Raw genomic sequence first — 14,630 nt, 5'->3', positions numbered from 1 at the left:
ACCGGCTGGTCACCACGCGCCCTACGCGCTGTCACGCTCGCGCACTCCCCGGAGTACGACGACGCGCGGCGCCGGTCCCGATCGACCGGCGCCGCGCGCCGTGGTGCAGTGGGCTCTCAGCCGTGCAGCGAGGTCCTGATCCGTTCGCGCTCGCGTTCGAGCTTGCGCACGCGGTGACCCAAAGAGAACATCCGCACGGACCCCACGAGGGCCATGATCAGGGCCCCAGCGATCGCCGAGAGCAGCATGGCCACGCCCAACGGAAGGCTGAACGTCCACGCCATGTACTCGAATCGCGTGGCCACGTTGTTCTGGATGATAAAGACCAGCAACAGGATCAGCACGATCACGCCCAGGATCAGCGCCGCCCACACGGTCCCCGACACGCCGCGCTTGACGGGCTTGTCCAGCGAGGGATCCACGGGGGAGGCCGTACCCCCGGCCCCCGAGGCCGAGTGCGCGGTCCCGCTGTCCGTGACCGCCGTCCCGGGATGTTGCGCGTCCACGGGGGCCGACGGCGCCGCGTGCGCGTCCGCGTACCCCTCGCGCAGCGGTTTGCCCACGGAACGGGAGCCGGGAGTGTGAGGCGGGCGTGCGGCGTCGTCCGGGGGGAGACGAGGCGCGTTACGGGGCTCGTGCGGTGTGTTGGTCACGGGGGGCCTCCTGACGGGGCGAAGTGATGATGGCAACAGCGTACGGCCAATATCACGGAATGTGATTCGATGCTCGGCATTGCCCGCGCCACGACGAAATCATTCGACACTCCCGAGACACGCGGGAGGTTTCTCCCCGAAAAGGTTATCCGCGAGTAACCTGTGCTTCATCGTGAGACGCACCATAATCCATCGGTGATGCCGGCCCCGGCTCGGGGTAACAACCACCGGGGTGCAACGCACAGTCCATGGACACCACATCGGGAGGAAACGTCATGGGAAAGTACACCTTCACAGGGAAGGCTGCCGTGTCCGTCGCGGCAATCGCTGCACTGACACTGACCGGCTGCGCCAGCGTGGGCGGCGGGGGCGACGACAACAACGGTGGGGGCGGTGACAGCAGCGCGAGCGCGCAGAGCGGCGGCGTGGTGAGCGTCGCGGAAACCAACGCCTTTACCGGCGCGAACCCGGGCTACGTGAAAACCAACCTTGATATCAACGGGAAAATCGCAACAGCAACACGCGAGGGATTCTACTACGTGGACCCGGAACAGAAGATCCAACCTAATGAGGGGTTTGGCACATACAAGAAGGTCTCGGACGACCCTCTCACGGTGGAATACGAACTCAAGGACCCCAAGTGGTCGGACGGCAATGCGGTGGACAAGGCCGACCTCATGCTGTGGTGGGCCATCAACTCGGGCTACTACAACGACAAGTCAGAATCTGGCAATGCCGGTGCCAGCTACTTCTCGATCGCGGGCTCCACGGACATCTTGGGAAAGACCGACAAGCCCGAGTTCTCCGATGACGGAAAAAAGATGACGCTCACGTACAAGCAACCGCAAGCTGACTGGGAGATTGCTTTCACCGCTGATCAGGATCTTCAGCCGGCTCATGTGGTGGCCCAAAAAGCGGGAATGAGCGAAGATGAATTGCTCAAGGTTCTTGAAGATGAACCCAAGGGGGACCCTGCCAAGCCGAAGGAGCGCCCGGAACTGACCAAGATTGCAAAATCCTGGGATACATCGTTCAACTTCACAGAAATGCCCTCGGACGAATCCGTGCTGGTCTCGAACGGCCCATATAAGATTGCTGCGATCGACAAGGGGAACTCGATTACCCTCAAGCGCAACGAAAATTACAACGGTGAACACGAGGGTAAACTCGATGAAATTACCGTTCGATTCATCGGTGACGCCACCGCTCAGATCCAGGCCTTGCGCAACGGTGAAGTTGATGTGATGGCTCCGGGAAACGTGAATAAGGACACCAAGGATCAGGTGTCAGGGATCGACAATGCGCAGGTGCTAGAAGGAGACCAACTGGCCTACGATCACGTTGACCTGAATTTCGGGGCCAACGTGTTCAAGGACAAGAACGTACGTGAGGCGTTCCTCAAGACGATCCCGCGCCAGCAAATCGTGGATCAGCTCATCAAACCGGTGAAGGAGGACGCGGCTCCTCTGAATTCACAGATTTTCGTGTCCAGCCAGGGAGAGCCGTACGAGAAGGCAGTTGAGAACAACGATGCCAAGAACCTCTACGGTGAGGTGGACATTGACGGTGCCAAGAAGCTGCTCGACGGAAAAACGCCGACCGTGCGCATTCTCTACAACAATGAGAACCCGCTGCGCGTGGACTCATTCCAGTTGATCAAGGAGTCCGCGGAAAAGGCCGGTTTCAAGGTTCAAGACCTGGGCGACCCCAACTGGTCGGAGAAGCTGTCCGACGGTGACTACGAGGCATCCCTCTTCGGCTGGGTCTCCCCGGGCGTGGGTACCGAGGCGCTGTCGCAGATCTTCAAGACGGGCGGCGGAGGCAACTACACGAAGTACTCGAACTCCGAGGTGGATAAGCTCACCGATGAGGCGCGCTCCAACCTGGATGAAAACGCTCGAGTGGAGCAGATGACTGAGATCGACAAGCATCTCTTCGACGACGGATATGGACTTCCGCTGTTCCAATCACCCGGCTTCTTCGCGGTGTCCGACAAGGTGGACGGCGTTCAGTACCAGCCCAACCAACGGGGTGCGTTCTGGAACGTGTGGGAGTGGAGCCGGAAGTAAGTCGGCCAATATTTCTGACCGACTCCAGCTCATCATGATGCTGCGCGGGTGTGGCACGCCGCGCCCGCGCAGTTCGTGACCATCACTCGTGTAGAGGCAGCACCATGATCTCCTACATCCTCAGACGGCTCATCACTGCCGTTCTCATCCTGCTGGGCGCATCGTTCCTCGTGTACCTCATGACGGCGGCCTCCGGCGACCCTTTGTGGGACCTGTACGGCGTCCCTAATGCACAGCAACTCATCCCGGCGCGCGTGGAGGCCCTCAATCTGGACACCCCGCCCGTCCTGCGTTACTTCACGTGGCTCGGCGGGGCACTCGGGTGCCTCGTGCCCTTTGCGGACACCTGCTCCCTCGGCGTGAGCCGTGACGGTCAGGAGGTCACGAGCCTGCTGGGCCACGCTATGACCCAGACCATCATGCTGGTCACGGTGGGCACCATCCTGGCCATCGTCGTGGGCATCACCCTGGGTATCGTCTCCGCACTGCGGCAGTACTCGGGCCTGGACTACGGCATCACCTTCCTGACCTTCCTGTGCTTCTCACTGCCGAGCTTCTGGCTCGCGGTGTTGCTCAAGGAAGTCGCAGCCATCCAGTTCAACGACTTCCTACAGAACCCGTCACTGTCCATCGCGGCGCTGCTCGCGATCTCCGTGGTGGCCGGGCTCATCTGGTTCCTGGTCTCGTTCGGGCGAATACGGACCCGCATCCTCATGGGTGTTCTGGGCTTCGTGATCACGTTCGGGATCATCTACTTCGTGCTCGCGACCAACTGGCTCGCACACCCCTTCCTGGGCATCCCGCTGATCGCGCTGACCGGGATCCTGGTGGCCGTGATCGCCACCGTCCTCATGGCGGGACTGCGCAACAAGCGGGCCCTCTACGCCGGGCTGGCCACCGTCGCGGTGGGCCTCGTGCTCTACTTCCCCGTCCAGGCGCTCTTCGCCGGGGGCGGGCTGCTGAGCGCGCTGGGATTGGTCATCGTGATGATCCTGGTGGGCGTGGGAGCCGGTTACATCGCCGGTGGCTACGACCGCGGCCAGGGCGCCCGCGTGGGCGGGGTCACCGGGTTCTTCGTGGCCCTGCTGATCATCCTGGACCGTTTCATGCAGTCGTGGCCGGACTACGTGAACTCCGGTCACATCCGGGGCCGGCCCATCGCCACGGCGAACTCCTCCACCCCGGGTCTGTCGGGTGACTTCTGGATCACCGGCCTGGACCGGTTCACCCACCTGTTGTTGCCCACCATCTGTCTCACCCTGTTGGCGCTCGCGTCCTACTCGCGGTACTCGCGCGCGTCCATGCTCGAGATCATGGGCCAGGACTACGTGCGCACCGCGCGCGCCAAGGGCCTGTCCGAGCGGACCGTGGTCATGCGTCACGCGTTCCGCAACGCGCTGATCCCGCTGGCTACGCTCGTGGCCTACGACATCGGCGGTCTGATCGGCGGAGCGATCATCACGGAATCCGTGTTCGCGTTCACCGGTATGGGGCAGTTGTTCGTCCAATCGGTACGCAACGTGGACCCCAACCCGGTGATGGGCGTGTTCCTGATCACCGGCATCGTCGCCATGGTCTTCAACCTGATCGCCGACCTGGTGTACTCCGTACTCGACCCGCGTGTGAGGGTGAAAGCATGAGCCAGCCACAACCTATCGACGTCCCCCAACAGGTCGAACAGAACCCGCAGACCGGTGAGAAGCCCCAGGACGTGCGCGGCAAGAGCCAGGGCCAGCTGGTGCGCCAGCGCTTCTTCGGCAACACGGGCGCCGTGGTGTCCCTGATCGTCCTGCTGTTCATCGTGGTCCTCGCCGTCACCTCGCTGGGTGTCGGCCCCGTCCCGGGATGGTGGAAGTGGGACCCGGACGCCACGGGAACCGTGCTCAACGGCGGCCGGCCCACGCTGTCCCTGCTCCCGCCCTCGCTCGGGGAGCACCCGTTCGGCCAGGACAACCTGGGCCGTGACCTCTTTGCCATGGCCATGCAGGGCACCCAGTACTCCCTGGTGGTCATGATCGTGGTGGGCGTCATCGCGGGCCTCGTGGGCACCGTGGTGGGTGGCCTCTCCGGGTACTTCCGGGGCTGGACCGAGGCCGTCCTGATGCGTCTGACCGACGTGATCATCATCATCCCCCTGGTGATCCTGGCCGCCCTGTTGGGCCGCCTGGCCATTTCGTGGGTGCGTACCAACAACCTGCCCACGTTCGCCACCGTGATCGCGCTGGGTCTGCTGATCGGTCTGGCCTCGTGGCCGCCGCTCGCGCGTCTGGTGCGCGGTGAGTTCCTCACGCTGCGTGAACGCGAGTTCGTGGACGCCGCGCGACTGGCCGGAGCCTCGAGCGGTCGGATCATCTTCAAGCACATCCTGCCCAACACCGTGGGTGTGATCACCGTGAACATCACGCTGCTGATGTCCTCGGCGATCCTGCTGGAGACCGCGCTGTCCTACCTGGGTCTGGGCATCCAGGCCCCGGACTGGTCCCTGGGCCGGTTGATCAGTGAGAACCAGACCGCCTTCGCGACCCGTCCGTGGTTGTTCTGGTGGCCCGGTGTGTTCATCGTGGCCATCGCGCTGACCATCAACTTCATCGGTGACGGTCTGCGTGACGCGTTCGACCCGCGCCAGCGCAAGTTCAACCCCAAGCGCGCCCGCGAGTCCGGCGAGCGCACGGACCAGTACCCGGACGCGCTCACGGCGTCCGAGCCGGGTACGAAGCCCGCGGTGAACGCCGGGGCCGACACCGGGACGCGCGGGGACACCGGCCGGGACGGACGATGATCAGTTCACACCGTGAACAGCACGGCGCTCGCGGCGGTCAGCACCACGACCGCCGCGAGCGGGCCGGGCGCGTACCGGGTCCGCACCGGATCGGGTGCACCGTCCCGGGCGAAGACGTCCAGTTCCCCGGTCTCGATCTTGCGCTGCCACGTGTCGCGGACGCGGTGCGCGGCGGCGCCGGAAGCGGTCGAGGTCAGGTCGCCCACGCGCACCGCACCGCCCGGCCGGGCGATCGGGTGGTTGCGGTTCACGGCGTCCACGCCGGAGCGCAGGGCGGCGCCCGCACCGGCGGAGGGCAGGGCGAAACACGAATGGGCGCCCTGGTCCGTGGCGATGGTCACCGCGAAACGGGTGCGCACGTCCACGATCCGGCTCCACGGGATGCTCACCGTGCGCAGGGGGTTCACCACGCACACGTCGTCCGCGTGCACCTCGAGCCGGGGGCGCCAGTACAGCGCGTACCCGAGCGCCGCCAGGGCGAGACCACCGGACACGGCGCCCGCGTGGTGCGCCACGGTGTGGCCCCAGCCCGCGAAGCACACCACCAGACCCAGGACCACCAGGAATCCCGTGAGCCACGGGGCCGACGACGCTCGGTAGGTTTCGGGCTCGGCGGCGGGTTCTCGGGTCATGACCCCCATGCTAGGCAATGCGCGCGTGCCGCGGCCGCGCGCCCAGTTCTCGACACGATGGAGCACACACGATGAGCACCTCGAGCCAGCCCGGGGGAATCCCCGAGGGCACCCCGCGACCCCACGACGCGGCGCAGGACCCGGACGCCGCGGCGTCGTCGCACGAGGCCACGGCGGCCGAGCACAACGCCCCGTGGGACGGCACGCCGAGCGGCGACGGGCGCGTGGCCACCGAAGGCCCCGGTAACCCCTCCGCGGCCCACGATCAGGCCGCCGGATCGTCCGGTGCCACGGCCGCCGACGCCGCTCCGGTCACCGGTCGCGCCGACGGAACCGCGGCCGCGGGTGCCGCCGCCGGCGGCAGTGCCGCGGCTGGTGCCACCGCCGAGGGCGCGCAGAAACGGCGCGGTCGGCGGGCGCAGCGCAACGAACCCACCGTGCGGCGCGGCCCGGCCCGCAGGACCGTGGCCCGCGGTGAACCCGTGCTGAGCGTGCGCGGGCTGTCCGTGGACTTCGGTGTGGACCGTGACTGGGTGCCGGCCGCGATCGACCTGACCTACGACGTCGCCGCGGGGGAGGTGCTCGCGATCGTGGGCGAGTCCGGCTCGGGCAAGTCCGCGAGCTCGATGTCCATGCTGGGGCTGCTGCCCTCCAACGCACGCGTGCGCGGTTCGGCCGTGCTGGCCGGGGAGGAACTGATCGGGCTGCGCGGCAACGCACTGCGGCGCGTGCGCGGCGAGGAGATCGCCGTGATCTTCCAGGAGCCCATGACCGCGCTGAACCCCGTGTACACGGTGGGCCAGCAGATCGTGGAGACCATCCGACTGCACCGGGACATCTCACCCGCCGAGGCCGCCGAACGTGCCCGGCAGATGCTCACCATGGTGGAACTGCCGGACCCCGAGAAGGCGTTCCGTTCCTACCCCCACCAGCTCTCCGGTGGTCAGCGGCAGCGCGCGATGATCGCGCAGTCCCTCTCGTGCGACCCCAAACTGCTGATCGCGGACGAGCCCACCACGGCCCTGGACGTGACCGTGCAGGCGGAGATCCTGGACCTGATTCGCAACCTCAAGGACCAGCTGGACTCGGCGGTCATCCTGATCACCCACGACATGGGTGTGGTGGCGGACCTCGCGGACAACATCGCGGTCATGCAGAAGGGCGTGATCGTGGAACAGGGCACGGCGGAGCAGATCTTCACCGCACCGCGCCACCCCTACACCCGCTCGTTGCTCGAGGCCGTGCCCCACCTGGGCCAGGGCAACGAGAACGACGAGTCCGTGGACATGGTCGCCGCGCTCGAGCGTTCCGTGGTCATGCCCATGGTGGTGGACCGCAGCACGGCGGAGGCGGCGTCCATGGACACGCTCGCCCAGCGGGTTGTGGAACCGGTGCTGCAGTTGAAGGACGTGGCCATCGAGTACCCCAAGCAGGGCCGCAATCCCGCGTTCCGCGCGGTCGAGGGCGTCAGCCTCACCGTGGCGGCCGGGGAGACCGTGGGTCTCGTGGGTGAATCCGGTTCCGGCAAGACCACGATCGGCCGCGCCGCGGTGGGACTGCTGCCCGTGGTCGAGGGATCGCTTGTGGTGGACGGCGTGGAACTGCACGGTGCCCCGCGTGCCAAGCTCAACGCGGTGCGCAAGGACGTGGGCATGGTCTTCCAGGACCCCGCGTCCTCGCTGAACCCGCGGCTGCCGATCGGTGAGTCGATCGGTGAGCCCATGTTCCTGGCCGGCGAGGCCAAAGGGGCGCAACTGCAGCAGCGCATCGAGCAACTCCTGGACCAGGTGCGGTTGCCGCGCAACTACCGCAACCGTTACCCGCACGAGCTCTCGGGCGGTCAGAAGCAGCGCGTGGGCATCGCCCGGGCCCTGTCCCTGAAGCCGAAACTGCTCGTGGCGGATGAACCCACGTCCGCGTTGGACGTGTCCGTGCAGGCCACGGTCTTGGAATTGTTCGAGCAGCTGCAAGCGGAGATGGGCTTCGCGTGCTTGTTCGTGACCCACGACCTCGCGGTGATCGACCGGCTCGCCAACCGGATCGTGGTCATGCAGCACGGGCACATCGTGGAACAGGGCTCGCGCGAAGCGGTGCTGCGCCACCCCGAGCAGGAGTACACCAAGCGCTTGCTCGCCGCGGTGCCCGTGCCCTCGCCCGAGGCCCAGCGCACGCGCCGCGAACTGCGTCAGCAGTTGGCCCAGACGGTGTCCTGAGCATGATCGGAGCCCCGGGAGCAGCGCGGTTCGCGCGGCTGCCCGGGGCTCCGCCCATGGGGGACTCGGACGATATGCGTATGTGTTGAGCCCTGCCATCGTGCGCTGGCTCGCGTGGGGAATTACTACAGTGGGAGCCATGATGAATCCGGCACGCCTCAACTCCGACCTCTCCCGTCTGGGGCGGGAGACCGACATGTTCCTCGCGACCGTGGAGTCCCTCTCGGACGAAGAAATGGTGGGCCCCACCCTGTGCGAGGGGTGGGACCGCGCGCACGTGATCGCGCACCTGGCTTCCAACGCCCGCGCCCTGGTCAAGCTCATCGACTGGGCCACCACGGGTGAACCGCAGCAGCCCTACGAGTCCCACGAGGCGCGCGAGCAGGAGATCGACGAGCTCGCCGCGCTGCCCAAGGACGAGCTGATCGAGACCTTCAAGCAGAACGCTCAGTTCTTCGCCGAGCAGTGCGAGCGCCTCAAGGGCGACATCGTCACCGAGGAGCTCGACCTGCACGGCAAGCCCGTTCCGGCCACGTCCGTGCCCGCGGTGCGGATCGCGGAGGTCGTGGTGCACCACCACGACCTGGACACCACGTGGACCGTGGAGGAAGCGGACCCGGACTCCCTGCTCAACGCCGTGGAGGCCGCGGTGCGCACCATGCGGGCCAAGGGTGCTCCGGGGATGACCCTGCGCACCGAGGAGCGGGACGAGTGGATCATCGGCGACGGCGGTCAGCTCATCACCTCCGACCGCGAGGGCATGCTGCAGTGGCTGGCCCGCGGCGACGACGAGTTCGTGGAGTCCGAGGGCGCCCTGCCCGAGCTCCCCGCGTGGTGAACGCGGCTCGCTGATCCGCTGTCGGAGTGACCCCGCTGGGCCTCCCAGCGGGGTCAGTCGCGCATCAGGAGAACACCGCGATCCCGTAGGCCGCGAAGATCACCAGGTGCGCCGCACCGTGGATCGACGTGACCCTGGAGGACGCGAACGTGGTGATGGACAGTCCCAGCGTGATCCCGAGCAGCACCAGGTTCGCGGGACTCTCGGCGAGCACGACCGTCTGATCCGTGAGTAGCCCGATCACGAGCACCGCCGGGATGGTCAGCCCCACCGTGGACACCAGCGCCCCGTGGCACAGGTTGCTCACGCGCTGGATCTCCCCGGCCAGGGCGGCGCGCAGCGCGGTGAGGGATTCGGGCAGGAACACGATGGCCGCGATCAGCACGCCGGCCAGTGCGGGCGGTGCCCCCACCCGGCCGAGCCCCTCGTCCAACAGCGACGCCATGTCGTGGGACAGCAGCACGATGGGCACCACGGTGATCACGAGCAATGCCAGGCGCGCGAGGATCTCGGTGCGGTGTGCGGTGAGGACCGAGCGCAGGGAAGGACGCGGCGTCGTCGTCTCCGGGGCCGCGGTCTCCGGACCCGGGCGCAACCGGGGGTCCACCTCGGTGAAGTCCACGGCCTGCGCGCCCGTCTGGCGATACAGGAAGAACGCATAGATCGCCACGGTGACGGCGATGATGGGGATCTCCTGCCACGGCTGGTACGCGCCGTCGGTGCCGAGCGCCGCGGGCAGTCCGAAGGCCAGGGCGCTCAGGACCACGAGCAGTGCCAGGTAGTTGGAGGTTCCGGTCCGGTTGTGGGCCATGTCCCCGTGCTTGAGGCCGCCCACGAGCAGGCACAGACCGATCACCAGGTTGAGGATGATCATGGCCACGGCCATCACGGAGTCCCGCGCGATCGTGGCGTGCTCACCGGGGCCCAGCATGACCGCGGAGATCAACACCACCTCGATCACCACGATGGACAGGGTCAGCACCAGCGAACCGTACGGATCACCGAGCCGGTGGGCCAGGTGTTCGGCCTGCCGCACGACACCCGTGGCCGCGTACAGGATCACGCCCACGATCACCACGAGCGCCCCCACGAGCAGCGGGGAGGACACGGGCGGGGCCAGCAGCGAGCCGGAGAGTTGGAGCACCACGAAGAGCCCCCATCCCGCGATGACGCGGGCCAGGGCTCCCGGGGTCAGGATGGAACGACGTGTGGTGGACATGGAAGCGTCAGCTCGTTTCTCGGGACGGTGTGCGCCCCGGTCCGGGCGGGGTCGTCCCCGAGCTATCCGGTGTGCTGACGGGTCGTCCCGTCGGAGGAGGCGATGTCCGGGTCTCAGTCACGCACCGCGAACAACCACGGATCCGCTCGATCCGTGTGCGGATCGCCAAAGTTCACGAACGTGCGGCCCTTGGCCTCCACGACATTGTATTCCTGGATAACTTCCAGGCTGAGCCGTTCGCGGTGGGCGACCTCCACGATCACCGCGGTGGCACCGGAGCGGTCCGGGAGGGTGGCGGGGTAGGCCAGTGCGGCGACGAGCAATCCGGAGGCCTTCTCGCGCGCGATGTCCCGCAGTTCGGCCAGCACATCCTGGGGGGCCAGATCGTTCACGCGAGACGGGTCCACCGTATCCAGTTCGAACTCCCCGTCCTTGGCACCGGTGACCAGGAAGGCCGGGAATGCTCCGTACTGGCGCACCTGTTCCTCCACGACCGCCTGGACGTGGCTCAGTGCGGTGTCCACGGTCTCCACGGCGGAGTCCGAGACCCACTGGCGCCACGCGTTGTCGTGATCCACGCGGGCGCGCGCGGCGTCCGCCCGGGTCATCCGGGAGGTGCCCTTGGAAGGCGTGGAGCGGCGTCGTGATGAACGGGCGGAGGACTGAGCCACGAAGTGGGACCCCTTCGGGAGATCGGCGGGAGAACGGGAGTGCTGAGTCCAGGGTAGGCGCTCGCTAGACTGGATCGGAACCAATCAGCGAATACCAGGAGCATGCATGTCTGCGATCAATCGCGAGCAGGTGGCGCACCTGGCCGAACTCGCGCGCATCGAGATGTCGGACGAGGAACTGGCCCGCGTGGCCGGTGAACTCGATCTCATCGTCGAATCCGTGGCCTCGGTCAGCCAAGCCGCCGGGGACGACGTCCCCGCCACGAGCCACCCCCTGCCGTTGCACAACGTCTTCCGCGAGGACGTGGTGGGGGAGACCCTCACGCAGGAGGAAGCCCTGAGCAACGCACCGGACAGCCAGGACGGCAAGTTCCGGGTCCCGGCGATCCTGGACGGGGAGTGAGCATGAGCGAGCGCATCGTAGAACTGTCCGCCGCGGACCTCGCGGCCAAGCTGGCTTCCGGTGAGGTCTCCTCGGTGGACGCCGTGACCGCGCACCTCGAGCAGATCGAGGCCACGGACGGCACCCCGCTGGACGCCCAGGACCGCTCACGCGGGACCGACGGGCTGAACGCGTTCCTGCACCGCAACCGCGAGGAGGCCCTGGACGTGGCCCGTGGTGTGGACGAGGCACGCGCCAAGGGTGAGCAGTTGCCCGAACTCGCGGGTGTGCCCGTGGCGGTCAAGGACCTCATCGTGACCAAGGGCCAGCCCACCACGGCGGCGTCCCGGATGCTCGAGGGTTGGATGAGCCCGTACGACGGCACGGTGACCCGCAAGCTGCGTGCGGCGCGCATGCCCATCCTGGGCAAGACCAACCTGGACGAGTTCGCCATGGGTTCGTCCACCGAGCACTCGGCGTTCGGTCCCACGCGCAACCCGTGGGACCTGCGCAAGATCCCGGGCGGTTCCGGTGGCGGTTCCGCCGCCGCGGTCTCCGCGTTCCAGGCGCCCCTGGCCCTGGGCACGGACACCGGTGGCTCCATCCGTCAGCCCGCGGCCGTGACCGGCACGGTTGGCGTCAAGCCCACGTACGGTTCCGTGTCCCGCTACGGTGTGATCGCCATGGCGTCCTCGCTCGACCAGGTGGGCCCGTGCTCCCGCACGGTGCTCGACGCCGCGCTGTTGCACGAGGTCGTGGGCGGTCACGATCCGGCCGACTCCACGTCGCTGACGGATCCCGTGGGTTCCTACGCCCGGGCCGCGCGCGAGGGTGCCGCCGAGGGCGGGCTCAAGGGGCTGCGCGTGGGCGTGGTCCAGCAGCTGAGCGGTGAGGGTTTCCAGGCCGGGGTGCAGCAGCGTTTCGAGGAGTCCCTCGAACTCCTGCGCGCCGCGGGCGCCGAGATCGTGGACGTCCAGACGCCCAACTTCGAGTACGCGCTGGGTGCCTATTACCTGATCATGTCCTCGGAGGTCTCCTCCAACCTGGCCAAGTACGACGGCGTGCGCTTCGGTCTGCGTGTCACTCCCGAGGGCACGCCCACCATCGAGAAGGTCATGAGCGCGTCCCGCGCCGCAGGCTTCGGGGACGAGGTCAAGCGCCGGATCATCCTGGGGACGTACGCGCTGTCCGCGGGGTACTACGACGCGTACTACGGTTCCGCACAGCAGGTGCGCACGCTCGTACAGCGTGATTTCGCGGCGGCGTTTGAGGAGGCGGACGTGCTGATCTCGCCCACCGCGCCCACCACCGCGTTCGACATCGGGGGCGTGGACGAGTCCGCGGATCCCATGCAGATGTACCTGAACGACATCGCCACGATCCCCACCAACCTCGCGGGGATCCCCGCGATCTCCCTGCCGGGCGGCCTGGCACCGGAGGACGGGCTGCCCGTGGGGATCCAGTTCATGGCACCGGCGCGCGAGGACGCCCGCGTGTACCGCGCCGGGGCCGGTCTGGAGCGGTTGCTCACCGAGCAGTGGGGCGGCCCGCTGTGGCGGGAACGCGCCGACGTGACCGCCACCGTTCGTGACTTTGCGGCCACTGCCGCGCAGGGAGGCAAGTGATGAGCCAGGACGTGCTGTCCTTCGAGGAAGCCCTCGAGCGCTTCGACCCCGTTCTGGGGTTCGAGGTGCACGTGGAGCTGAACACCAAGACCAAGATGTTCGATGCTGCCCCCAACACCTTTGGGGACGAGCCCAACACCAACGTGACCCCGGTGTCCCTGGGGCTGCCCGGCGTGCTGCCGGTGGTCAACGGCAAGGCAGTGGAATCCGCGATCAAGCTCGGTCTCGCGCTGAACTGCTCGATCGCGCAGAAGTGCCACTTCGCGCGGAAGAACTACTTCTACCCGGACACCCCCAAGAACTTCCAGACCTCGCAGTTCGACGAGCCCATCGCGTTCGACGGGCACCTGGACCTCGAGCTGGAGGACGGCACGGAGTTCCGGGTGGAGATCGAGCGCGCCCACATGGAGGAGGACGCCGGCAAGCTGACCCACATGGGCGGGGATGCCGGGCGGATCCAGAACGCGCAGTACTCCCTGGTGGACTACAACCGCGCAGGTGTGCCGCTCATCGAGATCGTCACCAAGCCCATCGAGGGTGCGGGGGAGCGGGCGCCGGAACTGGCCCGCGCCTACGTGGCCGCGATCCGCGAGATCGTGAAGAACCTCGGCATCTCGGACGCCCGCATGGAGCGCGGCAACGTGCGCTGCGACGCGAACGTGTCCCTGATGCCCAAGGGCGCCACGCAGTTCGGCACGCGCTCGGAGACGAAGAACGTGAACTCGCTGCGCGCCGTGGAGCGCACCGTGCGCTACGAGATCCAGCGCCACGCCGCCGTGCTCGCCGCGGGGGAGAAGGTCACGCAGGAGACCCGCTTCTGGCACGAGGACACCCGCTCCACCACGGCCGGGCGACCGAAGTCGGACGCGGACGACTACCGCTATTTCCCCGAACCGGACCTGGTGCCCGTGGTGACCACGGCGGACTGGATCGAGGAACTGCGCGCGAGCCTTCCCGAGCCCCCCGCCGAGCGCCGCAAGCGGCTGAAGGCGGACTGGGGGTACACGGACGAGGAGTTCCGCGACGTCGTCAACGCGGGTGTGCTGGACGAGATCGAGCAGACCATTGCCGCGGGCGCCTCCGCCGCCGTGGCGCGCAAGTGGTGGATGGGTGAGATCGCCCGCCTCGCCAAGCAGCGCGAGGTCGAGATCGCGGACCTGCCCGTGACCCCGGCCCACGTGGTCGAACTCAACGGGCTGATCGACGGCGGCAAGATCAACGACAAGCTGGCCAAGAAGGTCCTCGGTTTCGTGGTCGAGGGTGAGGGCACCCCGGCGGAGATCGTGGAGTCCCGCGGGCTCGCGGTCGTCTCCGACGACGGCGCCCTCACCGCAGCCGTGGACGACGCCATGGCCCAGATGCCGGACGTGGTCGAGAAGATCAAGGGCGGCAAGGTCCAGGCCGTGGGCGCCCTGATCGGACCAGTCATGAAGGCCACGCGCGGCCAGGCGGACGCCGGACGCGTGCGCCAGATCATCCTGGGGAAGCTCGGCGTGCAGGGCTGACGCCCCCCCCGTCACGAGCACGGAGAAGTCCGGTTCCGGGACCC

12 protein-coding genes are annotated in these 14,630 nt (G+C 67.4%); 8 read left to right on the top strand and 4 right to left on the bottom strand.

What is annotated here, in order from left to right; genetic code table 11:
- Window positions 1-116: 116 nt before the first annotated feature.
- Window positions 117-653, bottom strand: a complete 537-nt coding sequence (locus IE157_RS00260) for a LapA family protein (RefSeq protein ID WP_318281226.1) — start codon at window positions 651-653, stop codon at window positions 117-119.
- A gap of 275 nt (window positions 654-928) precedes the next feature.
- Between IE157_RS00260 and IE157_RS00255 the strand changes: the two genes are divergently transcribed.
- The 3 genes from IE157_RS00255 to IE157_RS00245 all read left to right on the top strand — a co-directional run bounded on the left by IE157_RS00255 (window position 929) and on the right by IE157_RS00245 (window position 5,501).
- Window positions 929-2,722 (top strand): ABC transporter family substrate-binding protein, encoded by a 1,794-nt coding sequence (locus IE157_RS00255; RefSeq protein WP_193518803.1) that lies wholly within the window; start codon window positions 929-931, stop codon window positions 2,720-2,722.
- 104 nt (window positions 2,723-2,826) lie between these two features.
- Window positions 2,827-4,362, top strand: coding sequence for an ABC transporter permease (locus IE157_RS00250; protein ID WP_193518802.1), 1,536 nt, complete (start codon window positions 2,827-2,829; stop codon window positions 4,360-4,362).
- Window positions 4,359-5,501, top strand: a complete 1,143-nt coding sequence (locus IE157_RS00245; protein WP_193518801.1) for an ABC transporter permease — start codon at window positions 4,359-4,361, stop codon at window positions 5,499-5,501. Before IE157_RS00250 ends, IE157_RS00245 begins: the two co-directional genes overlap by 4 nt.
- Before the next feature lie 5 nt (window positions 5,502-5,506).
- Here IE157_RS00245 and IE157_RS00240 read toward each other — a convergent pair whose 3' ends face one another.
- Window positions 5,507-6,133, bottom strand: a complete 627-nt coding sequence (locus IE157_RS00240) for a PH domain-containing protein (RefSeq protein ID WP_318281225.1) — start codon at window positions 6,131-6,133, stop codon at window positions 5,507-5,509.
- Between the two features lie 71 nt (window positions 6,134-6,204).
- Here IE157_RS00240 and IE157_RS00235 point away from each other — a divergent pair, with 71 nt between their 5' ends.
- Together IE157_RS00235 and IE157_RS00230 are read left to right on the top strand one after the other, a co-directional pair.
- On the top strand, window positions 6,205-8,346 hold the full coding sequence (locus IE157_RS00235) for an ABC transporter ATP-binding protein (RefSeq protein WP_318281224.1): 2,142 nt from the start codon (window positions 6,205-6,207) through the stop codon (window positions 8,344-8,346).
- 139 nt (window positions 8,347-8,485) lie between these two features.
- The gene (locus tag IE157_RS00230; RefSeq protein ID WP_162228737.1) at window positions 8,486-9,184 is read left to right on the top strand and encodes a maleylpyruvate isomerase family mycothiol-dependent enzyme; all 699 of its coding nucleotides are present in this window, start codon (window positions 8,486-8,488) and stop codon (window positions 9,182-9,184) included.
- 64 nt (window positions 9,185-9,248) lie between these two features.
- Here the strand turns inward: IE157_RS00230 and IE157_RS00225 are convergent, their stop codons facing one another.
- Together IE157_RS00225 and IE157_RS00220 are read right to left on the bottom strand one after the other, a co-directional pair.
- Window positions 9,249-10,403, bottom strand: a complete 1,155-nt coding sequence (locus IE157_RS00225; protein ID WP_193518800.1) for a calcium:proton antiporter — start codon at window positions 10,401-10,403, stop codon at window positions 9,249-9,251.
- Window positions 10,404-10,516: 113 nt separating this feature from the next.
- Window positions 10,517-11,074, bottom strand: coding sequence for a hypothetical protein (locus IE157_RS00220; RefSeq protein ID WP_318281223.1), 558 nt, complete (start codon window positions 11,072-11,074; stop codon window positions 10,517-10,519).
- Window positions 11,075-11,180: 106 nt separating this feature from the next.
- On the opposite strand from IE157_RS00220, the gene gatC reads away from it, so the two are divergent.
- Genes gatC through gatB form a run of 3 tightly spaced genes read left to right on the top strand, consistent with a single transcriptional unit; the run spans window position 11,181 to window position 14,586 of the window.
- Entirely contained in the window at window positions 11,181-11,477 is a 297-nt protein-coding gene (gene gatC, locus IE157_RS00215; protein WP_064846057.1) for an Asp-tRNA(Asn)/Glu-tRNA(Gln) amidotransferase subunit GatC, read from the top strand.
- A gap of 2 nt (window positions 11,478-11,479) precedes the next feature.
- Window positions 11,480-13,081, top strand: a complete 1,602-nt coding sequence (gene gatA, locus IE157_RS00210) for an Asp-tRNA(Asn)/Glu-tRNA(Gln) amidotransferase subunit GatA (RefSeq protein ID WP_085107145.1) — start codon at window positions 11,480-11,482, stop codon at window positions 13,079-13,081.
- Window positions 13,081-14,586: an Asp-tRNA(Asn)/Glu-tRNA(Gln) amidotransferase subunit GatB gene (gatB, locus tag IE157_RS00205; protein ID WP_068468792.1), complete on the top strand. Its 1,506-nt coding sequence runs from the start codon at window positions 13,081-13,083 to the stop codon at window positions 14,584-14,586. The genes gatA and gatB overlap by 1 nt, the downstream gene beginning before the upstream one ends.
- Window positions 14,587-14,630 lie beyond the last annotated feature (44 nt).

The sequence above is a fragment of the Kocuria marina genome (assembly GCA_014652975.1).
Taxonomy (GTDB): domain Bacteria; phylum Actinomycetota; class Actinomycetes; order Actinomycetales; family Micrococcaceae; genus Kocuria; species Kocuria marina.
The sequence above is the reverse complement of the archived record's forward strand: the minus strand, read 5'-3'. Positions and strand labels throughout refer to the sequence as shown.